Source organism: Aliikangiella marina, from assembly GCF_007004765.1.
Taxonomy (GTDB): Bacteria; Pseudomonadota; Gammaproteobacteria; order Enterobacterales; family Kangiellaceae; genus Aliikangiella; species Aliikangiella marina.
Map to the genome: position 1 here is coordinate 160988 of NZ_VIKR01000002.1, position 21386 is coordinate 182373.

19 protein-coding genes are annotated in these 21386 nt (G+C 40.8%); 10 read left to right on the forward strand and 9 right to left on the reverse strand.

Annotated features, from left to right (window positions below):
* Positions 1 to 14: 14 nt before the first annotated feature.
* From FLL45_RS06965 to FLL45_RS06990, 6 genes are all read left to right on the forward strand, one after another.
* Positions 15 to 3242, forward strand: coding sequence for a P-loop NTPase fold protein (locus FLL45_RS06965; protein WP_142941309.1), 3228 nt, complete (start codon positions 15 to 17; stop codon positions 3240 to 3242).
* Between the two features lie 81 nt (positions 3243 to 3323).
* The gene (locus FLL45_RS06970; protein ID WP_142941310.1) at positions 3324 to 3809 is read left to right on the forward strand and encodes a DM13 domain-containing protein; all 486 of its coding nucleotides are present in this window, start codon (positions 3324 to 3326) and stop codon (positions 3807 to 3809) included.
* Between the two features lie 777 nt (positions 3810 to 4586).
* On the forward strand, positions 4587 to 6914 hold the full coding sequence (locus FLL45_RS06975) for a M28 family peptidase (RefSeq protein WP_142941311.1): 2328 nt from the start codon (positions 4587 to 4589) through the stop codon (positions 6912 to 6914).
* An 8-nt stretch (positions 6915 to 6922) separates the two neighbouring features.
* Positions 6923 to 7600, forward strand: coding sequence for an NAD(P)H-binding protein (locus FLL45_RS06980; RefSeq protein ID WP_142941312.1), 678 nt, complete (start codon positions 6923 to 6925; stop codon positions 7598 to 7600).
* A gap of 98 nt (positions 7601 to 7698) precedes the next feature.
* On the forward strand, positions 7699 to 8031 hold the full coding sequence (locus FLL45_RS06985) for a hypothetical protein (protein WP_142941313.1): 333 nt from the start codon (positions 7699 to 7701) through the stop codon (positions 8029 to 8031).
* A 69-nt stretch (positions 8032 to 8100) separates the two neighbouring features.
* Entirely contained in the window at positions 8101 to 8898 is a 798-nt protein-coding gene (locus tag FLL45_RS06990; protein ID WP_142941314.1) for a trypsin-like serine protease, read from the forward strand.
* An 87-nt stretch (positions 8899 to 8985) separates the two neighbouring features.
* Here the strand turns inward: FLL45_RS06990 and FLL45_RS06995 are convergent, their stop codons facing one another.
* The 4 genes from FLL45_RS06995 to FLL45_RS07010 form a co-directional block, all read right to left on the reverse strand.
* Positions 8986 to 9804, reverse strand: coding sequence for a substrate-binding periplasmic protein (locus FLL45_RS06995; protein ID WP_185964363.1), 819 nt, complete (start codon positions 9802 to 9804; stop codon positions 8986 to 8988).
* Positions 9805 to 9862: 58 nt separating this feature from the next.
* Positions 9863 to 10873, reverse strand: a complete 1011-nt coding sequence (locus FLL45_RS07000; RefSeq protein ID WP_142941316.1) for a nucleoid-associated protein — start codon at positions 10871 to 10873, stop codon at positions 9863 to 9865.
* Between the two features lie 186 nt (positions 10874 to 11059).
* The gene (locus FLL45_RS07005; RefSeq protein ID WP_142941317.1) at positions 11060 to 11857 is read right to left on the reverse strand and encodes an MOSC domain-containing protein; all 798 of its coding nucleotides are present in this window, start codon (positions 11855 to 11857) and stop codon (positions 11060 to 11062) included.
* 302 nt (positions 11858 to 12159) lie between these two features.
* Entirely contained in the window at positions 12160 to 12528 is a 369-nt protein-coding gene (locus FLL45_RS07010) for a response regulator (RefSeq protein ID WP_185964364.1), read from the reverse strand.
* A gap of 235 nt (positions 12529 to 12763) precedes the next feature.
* Between FLL45_RS07010 and FLL45_RS07015 the strand changes: the two genes are divergently transcribed.
* The 3 genes from FLL45_RS07015 (at position 12764) to FLL45_RS07020 (ending at position 15497) form a co-directional block, all read left to right on the forward strand.
* Positions 12764 to 13486, forward strand: a complete 723-nt coding sequence (locus FLL45_RS07015) for a response regulator transcription factor (RefSeq protein ID WP_142941319.1) — start codon at positions 12764 to 12766, stop codon at positions 13484 to 13486.
* Positions 13487 to 13703: 217 nt separating this feature from the next.
* The gene (locus FLL45_RS23095; RefSeq protein WP_281282197.1) at positions 13704 to 13835 is read left to right on the forward strand and encodes a hypothetical protein; all 132 of its coding nucleotides are present in this window, start codon (positions 13704 to 13706) and stop codon (positions 13833 to 13835) included.
* A 219-nt stretch (positions 13836 to 14054) separates the two neighbouring features.
* Positions 14055 to 15497, forward strand: coding sequence for a GGDEF domain-containing protein (locus FLL45_RS07020; RefSeq protein ID WP_142941320.1), 1443 nt, complete (start codon positions 14055 to 14057; stop codon positions 15495 to 15497).
* 123 nt (positions 15498 to 15620) lie between these two features.
* Here the strand turns inward: FLL45_RS07020 and FLL45_RS07025 are convergent, their stop codons facing one another.
* The 3 genes from FLL45_RS07025 to FLL45_RS07035 all read right to left on the reverse strand — a co-directional run bounded on the left by FLL45_RS07025 (position 15621) and on the right by FLL45_RS07035 (position 18159).
* Complete coding sequence (locus FLL45_RS07025; RefSeq protein ID WP_142941321.1) at positions 15621 to 16160, reverse strand: manganese efflux pump MntP; 540 nt, start codon at positions 16158 to 16160, stop codon at positions 15621 to 15623.
* 124 nt (positions 16161 to 16284) lie between these two features.
* Positions 16285 to 17040, reverse strand: coding sequence for a LytR/AlgR family response regulator transcription factor (locus tag FLL45_RS07030; RefSeq protein ID WP_142941322.1), 756 nt, complete (start codon positions 17038 to 17040; stop codon positions 16285 to 16287).
* A 21-nt stretch (positions 17041 to 17061) separates the two neighbouring features.
* A complete protein-coding gene (locus FLL45_RS07035) occupies positions 17062 to 18159 on the reverse strand; it encodes a sensor histidine kinase (protein WP_142941323.1) in 1098 nt (365 codons plus the stop codon).
* A 259-nt stretch (positions 18160 to 18418) separates the two neighbouring features.
* On the opposite strand from FLL45_RS07035, the gene FLL45_RS07040 reads away from it, so the two are divergent.
* Positions 18419 to 19669, forward strand: coding sequence for a hypothetical protein (locus FLL45_RS07040; RefSeq protein ID WP_142941324.1), 1251 nt, complete (start codon positions 18419 to 18421; stop codon positions 19667 to 19669).
* 182 nt (positions 19670 to 19851) lie between these two features.
* On the opposite strand, the gene FLL45_RS07045 is transcribed toward FLL45_RS07040, so the two are convergent.
* Together FLL45_RS07045 and FLL45_RS07050 are read right to left on the reverse strand one after the other, a co-directional pair.
* On the reverse strand, positions 19852 to 20484 hold the full coding sequence (locus FLL45_RS07045) for a DUF4386 domain-containing protein (protein WP_185964365.1): 633 nt from the start codon (positions 20482 to 20484) through the stop codon (positions 19852 to 19854).
* A gap of 25 nt (positions 20485 to 20509) precedes the next feature.
* A complete protein-coding gene (locus FLL45_RS07050) occupies positions 20510 to 21052 on the reverse strand; it encodes a DUF4287 domain-containing protein (protein ID WP_142941326.1) in 543 nt (180 codons plus the stop codon).
* Positions 21053 to 21386: the final 334 nt, after the last annotated feature.

Here is a 21386-nt window from a genome sequence, read left to right on the forward strand (position 1 = left end):
ACAGGGTGGAAGATATGGAAGCACCACTAGATCCATGGCGTCAGTTTTGGATATTTCAAGCAAACCCCAATCAATACAATGCCAAGTCGCAACTGCGAGTCGGTCAAGCTGTGGATTGGTATGTTTCTCGGTTTATTAATCGCTATCGACATGGTGATATTGTTTATCTCTGGATAGCCGGAGAGGAAGCCGGAATCTATGGTTGGGCTGAAGTTGAAGGAGAGGTTTTCACGGATGCTCGAGGTAAGCAACGTTTAAAAGCGGTTTACAGAGGGGTGCTTAGCTCACCCCTTTTGAGACCGTTTTTAAAGTCGCAACCTAAAGTATTTGATGGCCTCTCAATACTCAGAAATCCGACTGGGACGAACTTTCGGGTTACTGTTTTAGAAGCAATTGAAATCAATCGGCTCATTGAAGAGTCAGGCGATTTGGGGCCACCCACTCCGGATGCCATCGAAGATCGAAATGCCCCCGGAGAGATGTATAGCAAAGCTGTTTATGTCTTAGATTATCGTTTTGATAGTCCGGTCAAAAGTATCTTGGCCAGTTGTCTTGCTGCCAGTCAGAAAATCAACGGTACTTTCTTTCCAGGCTTGTTGATTCAAGCGACTTTAAAGTATCTTTATCTGGAGAATCAAAACTCCAATTCTTCATTTGCTCAACAATTTGACAATATTTTACCAATCAGCAGCATTCAAGAAAGGCTAAATTTTGCGGAACAAGTCGAGTTCCTACCTGCGTCGAATTTATCACCCCAGTTGACCGAAAGCGTTATGGTTAAGCGTAATGTTTTAATCATTCTTGCGGAAGCAAGAAGGATTGCGATCAAAACTTGCGGACGAGAACAAATACTTATTCGGCACTTACTTGGCGCGTTAATTCAAGGCGTTGTAGCACCGATTCAGAACTATATGCGAGAGATGATACTTGAGCCTGTCGGGTTGAAGCTCGATGAGGTTAGGGAAAGTTATCTGGGATTTATTGAAAGCAATTTTCCGGAAGACAAAATTAATGCTTGGCGCGCACTCATTAATGAAGAACTGGTTAGTTTCGATGAGCCGGAAACCTTCAGTCCATTACTTACTCGAATTGACTCTGATTCTGCAGACGAGGCCGATCGTGATTTATTGAACATTGATGATGATGCCGTTGCGATTTCGAAAGTTTTGTGTGCAAAAGATGCTGCTCCACCGATAGCGATTGGTCTTTTCGGCGAGTGGGGAAGTGGTAAAACATTCTTTATGCGGAGAATTCATCGACATGTTAATTCTCTCACCGAGCGAGTTCAAGATAATGATCAAGCTTATCAATCCAAAGTGGCTCAAATTTGGTTTAACGCTTGGAACTATCAAGATGGTAAGTTATGGGCGAGTCTAGTAAATCATGTTTTTGTCGGTTTAAAACAAGAGTTAAAACGCTTAAACGAAAATAATCCAGATGAAGAGTTTAAAAACTTAATGGAGCGCCTGGACGAAGATCGAGTACTCGAGAAGAAGCTTGAGTCGACGTCGGCTAGACTGAATGCACTCAAGAAAGAACAAGAGGAAATTTCGCAAAGAATTGATGTCTTAAATAATGCCAACCAATCTATTCATGCTCAAAAAGTCAAAACTAAAAGCTCCCCTTCTATCAGTCAATTGAAGAAATACGCTGGTGAAATAGAAAAAGTTTTAAAAGTACCCGGCGCAGCGCATGTTTTGACTGCGTTTGAGAGTGCAGACAAAGCCAAACAAATTTATCAGTTGGTTAAAAATATTAGCTTTATTAAAAGGATATGGCGATTTCTTACTCGAGATTTTAAAACTAAGATACTATTTTTTGTCTCGGTTTTAATATTAGTTATCTCGGTAATTTTTCTTGTAAATAACGCAAAGCTTGTTGCATCGATAGGGTCTATTGTTGGCGTGTTGTTAACCTTCTTTGCCGCGCACTCCAGTAAGCTTTTTAAATTCATTAAGGTAATGAAAGAAATCGATAAAGATATTAAAGATACCGAGACAAAAGCTCAGATAGAAGTTGAGCGCCAATTGGAAGCAAACAAAAAGGAACTTCAAGCACTGTCGCTAAAAAAGCTCGAGGTCGAAGCGGAATATAAAGAATCGGAAAAGGATTTTGACCAGCTTAATGCAAACTATGGAAAAGCTTCGGATGAAACGTTCGCTAGTTTTGTTTTTGATAGAGCGTCGAGTAGCGACTATAAAAGTCATTTGGGTTTACTTAATACGGTAAGACGAGATTTTAGTCGCCTCAATAAATTACTCACCGATCAGCAAGATAAGGCATTACCTAAAATTGACCGCATTATTTTATACATTGATGATCTCGATCGATGTGAACCCGAGGTTGTTGTTGATGTATTGCAAGCGATCCACCTTATGTTGGCGTTTCCTTTATTTATGGTCGTGGTCGGTGTAGATGCGAGGTGGCTAGGACGCTCATTAAAAAAACGCTATTCATTTTTGGTACATGAAAAAGATGATAAAAATAAGGAAGAGTTGGACTATCATGCCGCGTCAACTCATGATTATTTAGAGAAAATTTTCCAAATACCATTCTGGCTTAAAAGACTAGATGGCGACAAAGCAAATCAAATGATGAAGGCTTTGTTGCAATCACAAAGCGCTGTTAATGCTAACGTTCCTGAAGGGCAAATAAGCGAAGGCCCGGGAGAAATTATTGAAGACGCAGAAATTCAAAAGCACCTAGAAAGTAGTGGTGAGTTATTTGAAGAAAGCGAGGATGATGTGGAAGGTTATCAAGATGAAACCGACGCAGATGAGTTGTTAATTAATAACCTCGTTTCGACTCGCGCATTAGAAATGAGTGAACACGAGTTAATCTTTTTTCAACAGTTAGGTCCTATCGTTGGCCGCTCACCTAGAGCGGTTAAGCGTTTTATTAATCTCTATCGAATCCTAAAAGCCAGTCACAGAAAAGCACGCGTGGTTGGATTTTCCGAAGACAATGGCGAGTTTAGGGTACCGCTATTTTTATTAGCGGTTATCTGTGGCAGTCCAAAAGAAGCCGAGGAGCTGTTTCGGTTTTTCAAGGATCAAGCTAAGGGGGAACGCGTTTCCACAGTGATGGCTCAATGCGAAAAGTACTCGAGGCTAGAAGGTTGGACTGGTTTAGTTAGCGCATTAAAAGCGTCTAAACAAGCAACTGGTCACTTATCGATAAACGCGATTAAAGAATGGATCCCTGATGTTGCACGCTTTAGCTATCGTGAATGGGTTGAGTGAATGCCAATGTAACAAATTGCTTTTATGGCCATCTATAACCTAGATAGTCTAATCGGGTTTTGTAAAGGAGTTCATTGGTTGATGGCTTTTAAAATATTTCGGACAGTTGCAACCCACACTTTTGCAGTAATCTTGGGTTTTGCCTTAGGGATTTATTTACTTCCGATCCTAATAGCACCAGAAAGTCCTACTCACCAGGCGGTTACCACGGTTGCTGAGTCCGCAGAATACACTGCTCAATTTACTCGAGAATTGAAAGGAAGTGATGCACTGCATTGGGGGGAAGGAACGGTGTTTATTAGTGAGAGACAGATTTCTCACAAAGGCCGGCTGTCTCCCGGACCCGATTTTAAGTTGTACCTCTCGCCCGAATTCGTTCAATCAGAAGCCGAATTTGAGCAGCTTAAATCCCAGATGATACGCGTTGCCGATATTAAAACTTTTGAAGGGTTCTTAGTGGATATTCCCGATACTGTCGATTTAACGCAATACAATACCCTTGTCATTTGGTGTGAAACCTTTGGTGAGTTTATTACTGCCGCCCAGTACCAAGAGATGCTCGGTTAGAGCGTTCATACGACCTTTTTGTTATAGAAAGGTCTGTTTTAATGATTTCGCAAAAAAACTATAAAAAACAATAAGATAAAAAGGTTTTTTCAAGTCAAGTCATAAATGTGACATCGAGGTCAACATTCTTAAGTTGTTGATTTTTAAAAATAAAATCATCTCGCCAGGAGTTATGGGTTGAATTAAATGTGAACTAGTTCACGTTTTATGATCTTTCGTCGTCAAAAAAATGACGAATTTTGATTTTTGACCTATCTTTACGTCCGGGCAATGACAAACGTTGTGCCCTCGGTGTTTGGTTGTAAGGTTTTTCCAATGAGGGTAGGGGTTAGTTTGACGATTTATGCTTTAGTTCCGTGAGTTCCGTGCAGCTTGTTAATAAACGAGTAAGATTTCGCGAAATGATTCATTAGGTCGACTTTCAGCTACTGGAAAATAATACAAGAATAAAGCCCAGCAAACCTTTCACTTAAACGTAAGAAATAATGGAGTTGAAAAACAAGATTGTTTCACTTTGCCAACTCGGCTGTTCTTTGCTCTCGACAGACAGAGTTGGAGTTTGAGATAAAGTTGTACTCAAATCTGGTCACTTGCTGCTTTTTAGATGGGGGTCTAAAAAGCAGCAATTTTCTTTTTCACTGTTTTTATTCCGCTATTATCAGCTTTTCGTTTTTATCCAAGAAACTCAAAATCTCAACTCAAATTCCCGGACAAGCTTGTATTTATTCGGTTATAGTTAGTTTTCAGGGATAAATAGATAAAAAAGAAAATACTACAATGAATAATATCGCCTTAACCAATCATGCTTGGAAGATCATTGCGACATTGGCGGTTCTCGTCGTCTTAGCGATTTTTACCAAGCACCAGTTATCCTCCGTGCCCAGCATTCCAGATAATATTCCTGCATCAGAATTCTCGGGACAAAGGGCATATCAACAACTGGTTGAGTTGTTGGCTGATGAAACCGCCCATTTCGTCGATAGTCAAGCCAATCGTCTTGTCGAACAGCGTTTAATTGAACACCTTAAAACACTTGGTTTCACCCCTGAAATCCAAGATACAGAAATCTGTAGTGATTGGCGGCGTGGTGTTGCACGTTGCACAAGGGTGAGAAACGTTATTGTCCATATTCAAGGGGAAGTGCGTGGTCAAGGTATATTACTTTCAGCTCATTATGACTCCGTACCCGCCGGTCCGGGTGGCTCCGATGCGGGCGCTGCGGTCGCGACCTTAATGGAAATAGCTCGCTTGTTGGCGGATAAAAAACAGCCGCGGAACAGTATTGTTTTGCTCTTTAACGAAGGTGAGGAGTTTGGTTTGTTTGGTGCTCATGCATTTATGCGAAAGCACCCGCTAGCGAAGCAATTGAAAGTCGCGTTAAATATTGAAGCCAGAGGAAGCGCGGGTAAAAGCGTTATGTTTGAAACGGGTGAAGACAGTGGTTGGTTGGTGAGCGAATATGCGAAAGGTACAACGGCGCCATTGTCTAGCTCATTGTTTTATGAAGTATATAAATATTTACCCAATGATACAGACTTAACCGTGTTTAAAGAGCACGGATTGCAAGGATTAAACTTTGCGCATGCTGAATTAGAGGCTCATTACCATACGCCATTGGATAATCTTGCCAACCTTAATCCTGGCACTGTTCAATTGCATGGTGACAACGTTTGGCATGTATTAAACCAAATAAAAGATAAAGATTTGACCCTCGTTGAGCAGGGGAACAAAGTCTATACCGATGTCTTGGGTATGACTGTTTTTCAATGGCCTGAAAGTTGGACACTATGGATTTCGTTCATGCTAATGGGGCTCTTAGTGTGGAGTAATATCCGTTATTACCAATTAAATTTGCTCATTAATGGCAATGCGTTGGGCTGCTTGGTCATGATGATATTGTCGGTTTTTATTGCGGCAATCAGTGCTTTTGTATTACAAAAAATCGTCCAGTCATTTGGGGCATCTATGGCTCCATGGAGAGCCGAACCAATCTCCATGAGACTCAGTATATGGTTGGGTGTAGTCAGTTCTACCCTGATGTTTTGCTATTTGGCCGCCAAGAATCATGCAACCACAAGCGTGTTGATTGCCTCAATGTATCTTTGGGTGTTACTTGCTATTGTGACGAGTTTAGTGATGCCAGGAATTAGTTTTCTATTTATTTTACCCGCCGGATTGACGCTTATTGCGTTAATTGCCGTGAGCTTCTTGGGCAACGATAAAACGCGTCAAGCAATCATTTGGGTTGCTGCACTGTTTGCCATTTGTAACGCGGTATCCTTTATGCCGATTGTGCACACTCTAGAAGTGATGGTCAGTTTTTATATGTCTGTCGCCATGGGTATTATGTTAGGGTTTTCGACAATCGCGTTAGTTCCTTTATTGTTATCAGAGCTTAAGGTTGTCAAGTCGATTCCTCGCATTGCTGGAGTTGGTATTATTTTGTCGCTATCAGCTGCAACTTGGACGATTCTTCAGCCACCTTATTCTGAGAAAATGCCTCAACCCCTGAATCTAGTTTACCTGCAAAACGCAGCTCAACCCCCTGTGTTGCTCGTTGGACGCTCGGGGCAGTCTTTACCGCCTGAATTAGCCTCAAAATATGCTGCGCAAAGTGAGCGTGAAATGCTTAAGCCGTTCGCCGTTTCTGGACGAGACTACCGAGCGACAACAGTCGATGAATATCCTATTGCTCAAATCGAAACCGCTGTTCTTCAGTCTGGCGTTGATAGTGGCAATCGAGTTGTTAAGTTCTCGGTTAACACTGAGAAGCATAAATTACTGGACGTGAAAGTGCACATCCATAGTGATTCGAAATTAATCAGCTTGCAAAACTCAGAACAAAAAATTATTTATCAAGATGAACCTTCAATCCGCAATGGTTACTATGAATATCATTGTCGAGGGGAATCTTGTCATCAATTTGAACTCATCGCAGAATGGCCGCATCAGGCTGAAGAAAAACCACTTGAAGTACAGGTGACTGCCTCATATACCGGACTTCCTTCTCAATTAAACGAGTGGGTAGCTGCGCGAGATGGGATTGCGATTCAACGACAAAATGGTGATCTTTCAATGGTTTCTCATCGGCTGGTAATTGATTAAGGATTAGCATGACCAATCTTGTTGTTGCTGGGGTGACTGGGTTAATTGGCAGTGAGGTTCTCAAACAGGACCTTAGTCCTTTTCAGCAAGTGTTTTGTCTAGCCAGAAAAGCGATCGATTTGTCTTCTTTTCAATCCCGCTCAAAACCCAATGTACACACGAAACTTCCGCCCGATTTTCAATTACTTAATACCGACTTTAATCAAATTGAATTGCCGCAAGCGAGCTCGACAAGCGACGCAATTATTTGTGCACTAGGAACGACGATAAAAAAAGCGGGCTCCCAGTCTGCTTTCCGCCAAGTTGATTATCATATGGTACTCAATCTTGCCAATGCAGGAATCAATAGAGGATATAAGCGGTTTATAGTTGTGTCGAGTGTTAGCGCTGATGCGAAAAGTGATAATTTCTATTTAAAAACCAAAGGCGAGTTAGAGCTTGCGCTTCGTTCATTAGACTTTGAGCAGTTATGTGTTATTCGTCCTGCATTGTTGTTGGGACCAAGAGCAGAGTTTCGAATCGCTGAGCGAATAGGTACGATACTTCTTCCGTTATTGAGCCCTTTGTTGATTGGAAAACTTCGCCGTTACAGACCTGTGCAAGCCAAGGCCGTTGCAAAACGCTTAGTGAGCGAGTCGCTAAAGCAAAATAAACCTTTCCGCATTGTCGAATCTGAGGCGATTTAGCGGGCATAATAACCAATCATAAACGTTTTAAGTAAACCGATTATATTTATCGGCCTGTTATCGGAAACCAATCAATCCTAACCTTTAAACGAGATTGTATGAGTCGTTTACTAGAGCAGCTAAAAACTAAAGCGTTGACTACACGCTACCCAAAATGGAAACGCATAACATTGCTTGTTGTCATGCTTTCAATGTGCTCGTTAATCGTTGGGACGAGCTGGTTTGTCTATCTGACTTCCCATCAACTGGCTTGTCATTCGACCTTTATATTGATGACCATACCCTGGCTAATCGCGGAAATTGGTGTCATCCTATTCTTATATTTGAGCAATAACTTACCGCAATATGCGAGAGACTCAATCGTGTTAGTTTTGTTATTTACTAATATCTGGTTCGGTTTATTTATTTTCGGTTTGCCGGCATGTGGTTAAGTTTATACACTCACGGCACTGATACGTTTTTAACCCACAACCTAAAATCGAGATAGCTCAGATTCACTTATGAAATTCATCACTATTCTGATCTTAAGTACTTTTGCAATAACTTCAATCGCGGTAGTGAAACGTCATGACGTTCCTGCCGAGTCTTATGCGCTTAAGACAACGCCTGATTTTTTAGTTGATATGCCCTATGAAGGTTCCGCGGTGCTTATTGATGAGCGCTGGTTATTGAGCGCAGGACATGTGGTGTACAATGATAATTATGCAGGTCAGTCAATTTTCATCCACGGTGTTGAGAACACCATGGAAAAAGTTATTTTTCATCCAAATTATCGTAAACAGCCAGACAAACCTTTTACTGGCGATGCGAAGCCGTTGATGGATTTTCTGTATGGCCGCACGGATCTCGTACTCATCAAGCTGGCTAATCCAGTCAAGCACGCAAAACCCATTGCACGCTACTATGGCAATGAAGAGCAAGGACGACAGACGACAACTTACGGAAAAGGTGCTACTGGAACAGGGCATACCGGCGAAAAAATGTATACCAAAATGCATCGCCCATTGAATTTTTTTAATAACCAAATAGACGAAGTAAAAAAATATCACTTACTGTTTCGTTTTGATCAAGGCAAGGCGGCGTTACCCTTAGAGGGCACCGTTGGTTCGGGCGATAGTGGTGGGCCTACCGTGATCGAAGAACAAGGGCAACAACGTTTGATCGGAATACAGTGCTTTAGAGACTATCAGGGCGACTTGAAGGATTTTAAAGGAGGTATATACGGTAGTGTCGCCGTATTGTGTCGCGTTTCAGCGCATAACGAATGGATCGATAAAATAATCGCTGAAAATCGGTGACAATAATTAATTACTTATGTCTGATGACCTTTCAATCGATAGGTCGCGAAGATAAATTTAAATTTTAAAGATTTTGATTGAACATTGTTACTCAACATATTTACGAACAGTTGTTTCGTAAAACGCTGAATGTCTCACTTTGTTCATCGCGTTTTCGATCTTTTCGATGAATTTCGGGTCGCTATCTTTTGAAAACATCCAGAAAGCGCCTCGGTCGTTTGCCGGAATATCAACAAAGGGGACGATTGCAAGGTTATGCTTGAAGTGCTCATTTTGTTCAACTAAATACCGAGCTTGTGCCGGATACGCTAAGGTGAAGTCCGCTCGGTGCGGCGAGGTAATCATTTTGAAGGCTTGCTCAATACTGAGTTGATATCGTTGAACTTGAGTTCTTTTCGCTTCAAATAGTGGGTCGAATAAATTGCCGTAAGAATAGTTCTTAATAATCACTCCAGTAAGGTGTTGTTGTTCAAGCAATGCTTCAAAAGATTGTAGTGTGAGCGAGCTAGGAATTTGATCGAGCTTAGTCTTTTTTATTACCAGTACCGGCTGCGGCGCCCGGTAAATCTCAGGTGTAACAATTGACCACTGCTCTCTCTCCGCTGTTTTATAAACACCGAAAGTTGAGACATTACCGCCTTTTTTTATTTCCATAAAAAGGCGGCTAACATTGTTAGGTACGAGTTGGTAATCCAGTCCACTATCTTCAAGCGCTTTAATCACTAACTCGGACATCAGACCAGCGGGCTGTTGATTTTCATCGAGGTAAACGTAAGGACGAAAGTCTTCTAAAAAGTAAATTGTGTGGGGCGTTTGAGCACCCAGCGAGGGAATTAATAGACACAAGAATAACCCGAAGTACTTTGCTAAGTTATTGAAACTGTTGATAAAGTTTAATAAATTCAAGTAATTATATATCCAGCATCATGTATCTTAAAATGAGATACCTATCACTGAATATATTTTATTCTTTCACATTATTCAAATATTTTGCGATTTGTTGCTGTAATGATTTGGGTACAGATTTTAAGATAAGTTCGCCAGAGTCAGGGTTGTAGATGATATTGTCACCCATCATATCCGAGGAAAAGCTGATACTAAGGTCTTTTTCACGACCATAAAAACGAACAAATTTCTTCAAGCTATTTCGGTGAGCATAAATTTCTTCTTTAGGCTCTTCTTGTTTTTCTTTAACGAAATCGGAGAAATGCTCCGGATTCTGAGAGTTCAATTCTTCAGATAGGTTTTTGATATTAACTGCGTTACCTTGCATGTCTTGTTCGACACAATAATCAACGATTTTGTTTTTGTAGGTTTTGCTGTCTTCGTCAGACAGTGTCTGGGCGTATTCATCAACAATCGTTAAAAACTCATCAGTTTGTTGCTGCAAGTTGACGCTTGAAACGAATCCGCAAAACTGGAGAAAAGCATGACCAATTTCTTTGTTTCCTCTGCTGGTTATAACGGTTAAGTACTGCTGCCAGTTTTCGACTTGCCACTGGTTAAAGTCTAGCTTCATTACATAGTTCATCTTACTTGCTTCGATATATTCTAAGTTTTCAATATCGAGCTCAGAGTCAATAAACTGAGCTTCAGTATGGTTTATCCAGAAGATATAAAGATGTGACTCTTCTAACAATTCTTCGACGACAAATAGTAAGTGCGCACTAAAACCATCTTTTATTTCCTCTAACTTAAGTTTGAAGTGTTCAGTTAGATTCTTGGTGACACTGGCGAATCCCATAGACTCGCTTTCAAGTTGCTTCAACCAACCGGGCAGTGGATTATCGGATTGCTCTGGATCGAATAATCCATACTGACGCACCGCCGAGCGTTGAAAGCTGTGCTTTAACTGAGTAAATAATGAGACGATCGGTCCTTCAGGTGTGTTTTCCGCTTTACGAATGTTGATTGATACTTCACCGCCTTCTTGGGGACGTTTGATTGAGTGAATAATACAGTGCTTAATGGACATACTTGCTCGATCTACTTAGTTTTGAGGCAAAAAAGTTTAATTCACCAATTGCTGTAAGGGATTATTACAATGAGTGAGAACAAGCAATTAAAGGTGAAGAATTAACGCTTTTTTGCTTTATTAGAAATCCGAGGCGCATTGTAGCCTAATCTTTGAGTAACCAAAAGCGCTCTCTGTTGATTAAAATTAGGCTAGAACTTCAACCTTGTCGTCAAGACGAATTTCTCCATTTGTACGCGGAATAAGGTTCATACCAAACATGACTCCACCTGCTTGGCGGCGATATTGGCTTAAAGTTTTTAAAGGTTCTTTGTCTTCCCGTTTTACGCCAGTTTGTGGATCGACTGTCGTCAGAATACATCGACTACATAACTTCACCGCGTCAAAAATTACTTCGCCTACTTTGATCTGTTTCCAGGAGTCTTCGGCATAGGGCGGGCAACCTTCGACCACGATATTGGGTCGAAAGCTCTTCATGGTTACTGGTGTTGATAGTCTCGTATTAAGATCATCGAGAGACCCTTGAGAAATGACCAAGAGCGGGAAACCATCAGCAAAACTTACATTGTCATCGGCTTGAGCGTAGTTGGGATCGACTGGGCGTGGCTTCGATTGTTGATAGCTGACTAATGAAACCCTGAACCCAAGATATTGACTAAACCACTGGTTGACCGATGCTGGTGCAACCTTGGCTTGACACATATCCCCCCAAATTTCGACAGTTTTCTCTTGGTCTGTGAACATTGCTTGGGTGATCGCAAGGGGAGCCACGCCATCGTAAGAGACTGTCAATTCTTGATTGGATAATGACACCTCAAGTAAAGCGAGCTTCGAATGGACTCTCTGAGTTATAAACTTTCCATGCTCGTCAACTAACATCATCATTCGATCGTTTGCCAGTCCAAGCGGAGTGGTATGTGCGACATTGACGGAAATACCAGCAAGTGATTTTATGGGGTGAATAACTATTTCGCTCAATTTCATGATCAAGAAAGTAACTCTTAAGAGGGTTGGTGTTAGGTTGGGATAATTGTGCAGCCTATAGCAATAAAAAGCGAGCAAATTGGCTAGTGAATGATTGAATCCTCACAGCGTTTTTTCAATTGCTGTCTATCAAGCCCATTCTGATCGTGGTAAGTCTGCTTTAACAGTTGATGCTGCCTGCACGATTAATCGACTTGCTAGGCCATATTAGGCAAAGTACCGGCTTGGGTGGCGATTCTTATGGCATGCGCGGGGGTAGTTATGGTGTGACGCGATTTTTATTTAGGCCAAAGGTGATCCTTTCAAGCCGCGTCTGCGGTGTCGTTAACTTTATTCTTTAACAAATTTAAATCAACCGGAATCTTGAGGAAATCGTCGCAACCTGCGCGCATTGCATTGATGCTCGACTCTGCATCGGATGCGTGGGTCAGCGCAACGATGTTTACTTTGTCGCAGCGAGGTAGGCTACGAAGCTCTTCAGCGAACGAATAACTATCAATGCCTTGTAAATAGATATTGATTAAAACGGTGGTCGGCGGCAAGGCTCTGGCAATATCAATAGCTTTTTGGGTGTCATCGACACTTGTCACAATATGACCAAGCTCTTCTAATTGACGAATGAGTGAGAGCGAGCTGATGGGATCGTCGTCAACGATTAATATTCGGTTCACTAATTGATGCCTCGCTAAATCCTTGAAATAATTCCATTTATTTAAAAAAACTAACACATCCATGTGTATAAAGTGTCTTGGAGTTGTCAATGCAGACGAGGGTAGGTCAACTCCAAGAAGGGACCGTTATAGAATAACCTTATGAAGTAAATAGGCTGTAAATAGCTTGTATTTTTTCTTGTTATATTGTAAATGTAATGTAAACAGGGACTGAAAATAACGAAAAACAACCACAATGCGGACAAGTAGTAAGATCTTAGTCGTGGACGACGACGAATTAATGCGTTCTATGTTAGTTGAAATGTTGCGCACGGAAGGCTTTGAAGATATCTATGAACTCGGTAGCGGAGAAAAAGTACTCGATACCGTCAAGCAACACGAAATTGATCTGGTACTTCTCGATATCTCTATGCCGGGCAAGGATGGATTAACCCTTACTCGTGAGTTACGCGCTACCTACGAAGAAATTGGCATTATATTGGTGACCGGTAAGGGCGATGATATTGATAAAATTGTGGGTATTGAAGTCGGTGCAGATGACTATTTGGTTAAGCCGGTAAAGCTACGAGAGTTGCAAGCGCGCGTTAAAAATTTAGTCCAACGTGTCCGTCGAGAAAAAAATAAAGCAGAAACCATTCCCCAAGAGAAAGACGCTGATGAAAAGCGGATCGGCAAATGGTGCTTTAAGCCCGCTAAACAATTGCTGGTTGATGAGTCAGGCAATTCTCAGGAACTGACCCACGGAGAACAGTCAATACTAAAACTCTTAACTAATAGACCCGGTAACGTATACAGCCGTGATCAACTATTACAAGCCGTAACCGAGCGAGATTGGAGCCCCTACGACAGAACGATCGATGTTTTGATAGGTCGGTTACGCAAAAAGATAGAACTCGATCCCAAGCGGCCCGCACATTTAATTACGGTACGTGGTGTCGGTTATAAGTGCATCAGTTAGTTCTATCGAACTTAAATTTCATTTATCTAACGAATAATCCTCGGTTTTGCTATTCTTAGTAGGGTAAGCCCAAACAGTTTGCAGAGTTGAGCGAAGGTCACTACACCTTTTGAATGATTTAGGATAGTGACCAACCCAAAAATTCTTTAACGGCAATTAGTCGCTCAACAACGAATAGTCTAGTTACCAACTACTCAGGATAATCAAGAGGAATTACGTGGAGTCTGTATTTTCTGATTTTGACTCAATGGAAGAGTTTATTCATGCCAGCGAAAAGCTGGAAAAACTCGGCTATTGGCGTTATGACGTTGAGAGCGAGACCCTCTCCTGGTCTGCGATGGCGCAATAAATTTTAGGCGTTGATTCTCAAGAATTAACGCCAAGCATCAGCACCTTTCAAAATTTGTTTACTGATGGGGGCGCAAGTTTTGAGTCTCATTTTAACAAATTGCTATCCGAGCATAATTCCTTTTCGATAGAACTTTCAGTCAGGGATGCAAGTGGCACACGAAACCTAAGAGTGAGTGCGACTTATCAAGCTACTTCTCAAAAGGGCTGCCCAGTTATCGTGGGAATCGTAAATGATATTACCGAACAAACTCAGCAGCTCACCAAACTTATCGAGTCACAACGACTATTGGATGACACTAGCGGTTTAGCCAATATCGGTCATTGGCGATTAGATATAGCAGAAAGCGATTTATTTTGGTCAGACGAAGTTTTTAGAATTCATGGTTACGAACCTGGCGAGATCACGCCTGAATTAGATATGGCAATCAATGCCTATCACCCGGATGATCGAGAGCTAGTCGCAAACTCGGTCAGTCGTAGTCAAGCGGAGGGTAAACCTTATCGTTTTAATGCGCGTATTGTTAGGCCATCAGGAGAGGTGCGTCATGTCATCGCGAGCGGGCAAACGCGCAAAGAAGGTGGTGTTGATGTCGTGATGTTTGGGGTTTTTCAAGACATTACCGAGCAAGTTGAAACTCAAGAGCAAAGCCAACTTTGGAATTATTTGGTCAATGAAACGCCGGAAGCAATAATCATCACTGATGCACAAGGTAATACACTCTGGGTTAATAAAGCGTTTGAAAAAATTTCTGGATACACTTTTGAAGAAATGGAAGGCAAAAAGCCCGGAAGTTTCCTGCAAGGACCAGAAACCGACCAAGCCACCATCGACAAAATGTCTCAAGCCATTCAAAACAAACAACCAGTGTCAGTGGAGCTATTGAATTACTCCAAGCTTGGAGAACCTTATTGGATTATGATCAGTATTTTTCCGCGCTTTGATGCCAAAGGCGAACTGAAACAGTTTATGGCAATTGAAACTGATATCACGGCTCGAGTTGAATCGGAAAAGCAACTTGCTCAAAAGCAAAAGGATATGGAAAACCTTAACTTCCAGCTCGAGCGCCAAAAATTAGCCGCAGAAGAGCTCGCCGCGAAAGAGTCTGAAGCGCGACTGCGGTTGGAAAAAGAAGTTGAGAAATCCAAGAAGTTACAAAAAGAATTGGAAACTCTCGCAAATACCGATGCTTTGACCGAAATTGCCAACAGACGGTACTTTATGATTCGCGCAGAAAGCGAATTTCAGCGCGCACTTAGATACAAAGAAAACTTGCATGTCGTTATGTTTGATGTGGATAAATTTAAGAGCATCAATGATACTTATGGACATCAAGCGGGTGATCAAGTGTTAAAGACGATTGTTACCGTCGTTAAAAGCTGTTTGCGCGATAAAATTGATTTTTTAGGGCGTGTTGGCGGGGAAGAATTTTGTTTGTTACTGCCACATACTTTACCGGAAGATGCGGTTGGAATTGTTAATCGAATTAGACAAGAAATCGAGTCGGCAAAGCAATCGATTGATACCAATGTTACCTGCAGTTTCGGTGTGGCTTTAGCGGTTCAGTTTGATACATTTAATATCGCTCTTTCTAAAGCTGATGAGGCGCTCTACGACGCAAAACATAATGGCCGAAATCGAGTTGAGTATTGGCAGGTTTAGAACATTGCTTCAAAATTGCTGCCTTCATCTCGTCCTTAATTAGTTTTAAATCACTGATTAGCAAAGGGTAAGATATTAACTGCTATAGCATCAGTACTTTTAAATTTGAATCCTAAACCGTTTTCAAAAAAGTAAAAATTTGAACCCGATAATAATCAGAACGATTCCTCCTAATAGTTCTGATTTGCTTTCTAACCAAGTGCCGCTTCTTGCGCCTACATAAACGCCAAGCCAACTCAATAAAAGTGTTGTTAAACCAATGATGGCGCAAGCAATTAAAGGATTTATTGCTAGTAGCGTTAATGTGAAACCAGCCGCCATTGCATCAATACTTGTCGCGATAGCAAGCGTCAATAACAGTTGATGGGTTATTCTTGCAATATCTTTTTCAATCCCTTCAGTTAGCGATTCGTAAACCATTTTACCACCGACGAATAATAGTAGTGCAAAAGCGATCCAATCAGCATACTCTTCAACCCAAACTAACAAGCCTTTGCCAGCCAAGAAGCCGACTAATGGCATTAAAGCCTGAAATAAACCAAAGTATAATGCAGCTAAAATTGCCAGAGATTTTGTTTGTTTTAGATGTCGAGAGCCAAGGCCTATCGATACGGCAAATGCATCCATACTGAGCGCAATCGCTAAAATTAAAACTTCAATCATGAATAGATCTTTTTCTTAAACTTATTGGGAATCTTCAATGAATCAACGCGTTATTCAGTAATATTATCCTAAATACTTGGACAAGAACGATATCGCAGACTGTCTTTATATTTTATTAGTTTTGTTAACGCCCGGTCAAAGCTTCAACTAAAGCCGTACGGTATTTTTTTCCTACGGGTAAAGTTTCACCATCTACCAGAGTGACTAAGAATTTTTCATCGTCTATCGTTTTTAGTTCGCGTACCAGGTTTTTCTGAACGATAATGCCACGGTGTATTTGAAGAAAACGCTCCTTAGATAAGCTTTCATAAATGCTTTTCAATGAGCCTCTTAAAAGGTGTTTTCCTTCTTGGTGATAGATGTCAACATAGTTACCGTTTGCAGCCACCCACTTAATTTTCTCCGTTGGTATTATTCGCAGTGACGAGCTAGATTTGATTACTATCCGTTCGAGTGGGTCATTAGTGGCCCAAGCATTTTGAGCATTTAACGAAGCCGCATGAGACGAAATGTTTCCCAAAACTTTTTCCAGTTTATTGATGCACATATCGACCCTACTATTATCGAAGGGCTTTAACAAGTAGTCTAATGCATAGAGATCAAAAGCAGTTAAAGCATAATCAGAAAAGGCAGTGACAAATACAACGAGTGGTGGGCTATTCAGTTTTTGCATTTTTTTGGCGAGCTCTAGTCCGCTTTCACCTGGCATCTGAATATCAAGAAACACAACGTCAGGTTTGTCTACTACGATTTGCTCTAAGACGTTTTTTGAAGAAGAAAACTCTTTAAGTATTTCCCAATTGTTATGTTTAGACAAAGAGGCGACTAGGTTTTCTCTAGCTTTTGGTTCATCATCAAGTATGTAGGCACGATAATTCATTATTATTTAAAAATTTTATTGTTATTCAACGATTTCATTGTTATTCAAAGTTGTAGGAAATAAAAGACTCACTTCAAAGCAAGTTTTTTCTTTGTTGATAGTTAACTCATAGTCTTGCTGATACAAGTGAGATAATCTAGATTTAAGGTTGTTGATACCTATCCCTGTCGAGTCTTTAGAGCTACAATCTTTTGGTAGTGTATTGATTACCGACAGTTTAACTCGCCCATCAGAACTGCTTACTTTTACTTGTATGTCGATTACCTCTTCGGTTAATTCTACGGCATGCTTAAAGGCATTTTCAATCAGCGGCTGAAGAGTAAAAGGGGGGCACATAATACCATCATCAAGATCGCCAATATCGATTGAGCAAATAAACCTATTTTCGAACCTTAGTCGTTGAAGCGCTAGGTAGTCGTCGACTAAATTTAACTCGTCGAACAAAGCTATGGTTTTTAATGGCGCATTTAAAATTGTAAATCTCAGAAGGTTTCCTACTTTTGCGATTGCATCGACAAGGCGCTCGCTTTCTCCTTTTCTTGCTAAGGCGCTAATGGCACCTAAACAGTTGAAAAGCAGATGAGGACTCAGTTGAGATTGCATCAATTGAATTTTTTGTTTAGATAGTTGCATTGCAGATTCGGCTTGTTGTTTGGTCAAAGCTGCATTTAATCGTTCGGCTTGTCGAATTTTTTTCGCTAGTATAACGCCAAGACAGACAGTAAAGGTCAAGCCGTATATTAGGCTATAAAAGAAAATAAGTGCGGCACTGCTTTGCCTTACGTGGCTCACTAGGTTGATCATCTCTTCGCCTCTCAATATTATTGCAATAATTTTATCAAGGGCTAAATACAGAGGTAACCAGAATATCAATCCGCAGACAAACAAGATCGTTAGTGAACGGTAAACGAAAGGATAACGGAGGCGTTCAATTATCGAGAGAAGTACCAGGGTAAGTAATGCCCAAAGACAGTACGAACTAACATAACCGATGACATCGATGTAGCTAAATGGAACATTGAGCTTATATTGTAAGATATCTGAATAGCGTGAAGCGGCGTGTGCGAGCCCGATGCACATCCATGCCAACAATGACCAACAAAAATACCTAATGCGCATAGCGTGAACACTACCCTTATTAATCAACTAACGACGTCGAGTGAGAATTTTAATTCTTTTCAGTCTATTTTTTCAGGGACTTCAACATCAAAACTCCCTGGTTTCATCACATTTTAGTTGTTCATTGTCCGGGTTCTGTCAGGTTGAGTAAAGATTGCACAAAAAATTAACGTTTTCAAATACTCGATTTGTTGCTATTGGAGTGCAATGAGATACGACTGAAACTCCCTTGTAATATCTATTTAGAAAAGGAACAGCTATGAGATTTATCAAAACAGTGATGATAATAATAATCATGAACTCGCCAATTTGTGTTGCAGAAACTTTTGTAGAAACCATTATTGATTTATCTGCTAGAGATGCAGTGACTATCGCCGGAGATAAGCTCTATGCATCCAATTACAACACTGGCGCAGTTTATCAAATTGAACTCGATGGTACTTTTTCAAACCTACTCAATAATAATTCGCGCGGTCCAGCTGGCATTCGGGTTGATCAGAACAATAATATTTATATCGCCTTATACAATCAAAATTCAATTCTTAAAATAGCACCCGATGGAACAGAGAGTACTTTTGCTTCTGGTGTTCGCGAGCCTATCGCGTTAGATTGGGACTCGATGGCTAATCTATATGTAAGCAATTTTGCGGGCGATACTAGCGTGACTAAAATATCACCGGATGGCACAGTCTCGGCTTTCGCTTCGATCAGCGCACTAAATAATATTTCTAGTCTTTGTCTGGATGACAACGACGATGTTTATGTAACGAGCTATTTTTCGGGAGATATATATAAAGTCTCTTCATCAGGCGCAGTTTCATTGTTCTCCTCGAGCAGCGCGCCTGGATACGCATATCTCCAGTTTGATCGTGTTAACCAAGTCTTTTACGCAACTGTGACTAATACGAATGCGCTAATGACAATCGACATGACAGGAGCGGCTGCGGATGTAATTAATACGCCAGATGGCGGTAGCTTGGATGGTCCAATAGAATCTGCGACTATCGATAGTGCGATAGGTTTGGCTATTTCGGGGGATGGAAAGCACATTTACTTTGCAACGAATACTCATATTCGACGGTTGAATATTGCTGATCCTACAATCGATCAAGTGAGACCCTACTTTACCAGCGACGAAAGTGCTCAAGCGAAGGAAGGTGAAAACCTTGTTCATCAATTCGAGTTTATTGACCCAAACGGTGATTCTTTGCAGCTTTCGATTGAATCATTGCCAGAGTGGTTGAGCTTTGATGGTGTAGATTCAGTATCGGGAACGCCTGGTTCAGAAGATGCCGGTAAAGTTTTTGGCTTAACCGCGGAGTTATTTGACGGATTTGCGACGGTTTCTCAAGATTTCTCTATTTCGGTGGTTGAGACTTCAAATCCGCCTCCCGCAACGCCGCCAGTGCAACAGCCAACAGCCGATTCTGGTGGCAGTGGCTCAGTGGGTGGGTGGCTATTTGGAATTATTCTATTATTGGCGACTGGATTAAGACGTGAAATGGTTTAACCCAATCAATTTTAGTTAATCAGCAGAAACCAAGATTTATCTTCCACTAGTTTGATCAAAGTGAATGACATTGTCAGTTCATATTGCTTTTAACTCAGTGGCTCTGAACCGATGTTAAACACCTATTAATAGTCGAAGATAAGTCTAAGATTAAAAAAGGTTTCTTTTAATTACTGAAAGAACTAAATGACGTTTACAGGTAAAGAATTTCTTTTAATGATAAGCCAAATACTCAATAGCAATTCTGCTGATCCCATGATTATCATAAAAACGATTTGAAGTGTTTCAGGAAATTCGGCGTCGATAAAAAATATGAGGTAGGTAAATGATGCGATAATCAACAATACACCGATAATTTTAGGGATGTATCCCGATCTTAACGCGCAGTAGCCAAGCATAAATATATGTAAGGCAAAGAATACGTACCCAAGTAGTTTTACCAACGCGTACTCATAGACGGTAACGAATTCTAGCACTAGCGCTATTAATCCAATGATGAGAATCCCTGCGTATAGAAGCCTAAAAGTTGCCGTTAAGAACGCAAGCGTTTTATTGTATGGTTTAAGTACTATGTATAATGCTAGACCAATAATGCTATCAAGTATCAGTACCACCGTATAACCAGCAACCGCAAAACCAAATAGGCTTCTCTTCGCTTCGATATCTCGCGCTAAAGCTGAAGTGTCTCCTGGGATAACGAAGTTGGCTAAAAGAAAGTCGTCAACTATGGTAACAATGATTACCGATACGATGAATGCGATGCCCACGACTAGCGCAGCGTTACTAGTCGATAAATTGAATATATGGTTTTTCACAAGAACCAATTATTGATACTAAATTTTATTGAGATTTTTTATAAGCAAGCTTTAACCAGTCAATTATTTCATTATCGACCTCCTCAACTAACGAGAGTTGAACACGATGAGTGCACATGGTGCCGAAAGGTCCTGACGGTTCGAGTCGACCTTCGGGCTTAATGTCTTTAAGTTTTAACCCTAGATCGATTCGTGTCTTTGTCGCAGGTTTGATTATCGCGAATTGTTTGCTGGTTTTGATACTCACACTACCTTTCTTAGGAACTATTTCTACATCGTTGCCAAATTTATTGACGACTTTTAAGAGCGCCTCGTAAATCGGCTTTAATCGTTCTTTGCCCTGGTATTGGTTAGCAACTAAATCGTCACTGTCGCTGCTTTCATCTTTCGATAAGCTGACAATAGTATTGGCATAACCATGCGTTACACCATGTTCTTTTTTAAGGTAATTTACCGCTTCAGTATGTTTTGAAAAATTATGTTTACCGAGCAAATTTTTCCAGTCGGCGAGGTTTTTACCCGTTTTTTCTGGCATATTGTCGATCATTGTTTGCAACGCCTTGTCCATGTTTTCTCCTAGGTTACTGGTATCTGTACTGCGATAATTAATAAAATCTATCAATACTTTTGATACTACAGAACGTAGTTATTATGTCAACGACCACTTAAAGAGAGAGAATATTTGCGATAAAACACAAGGTTTTTAGTATGCAGTTCGATGAAGCGCATTAACAACCGCTGTGACAGATATAGTCCCATCAGTGATAGCCGTGGTTTTGGCTTTTTGAGCGTATTTTCTGATGTAGTTTTTTATATCGTTAATTCAGTCATGCATCTCACTTTTTAAAAATCATTTCTCTAAATATCGCTGCTTCCTGATTGTAGTCGAGGCATGTGTGAGA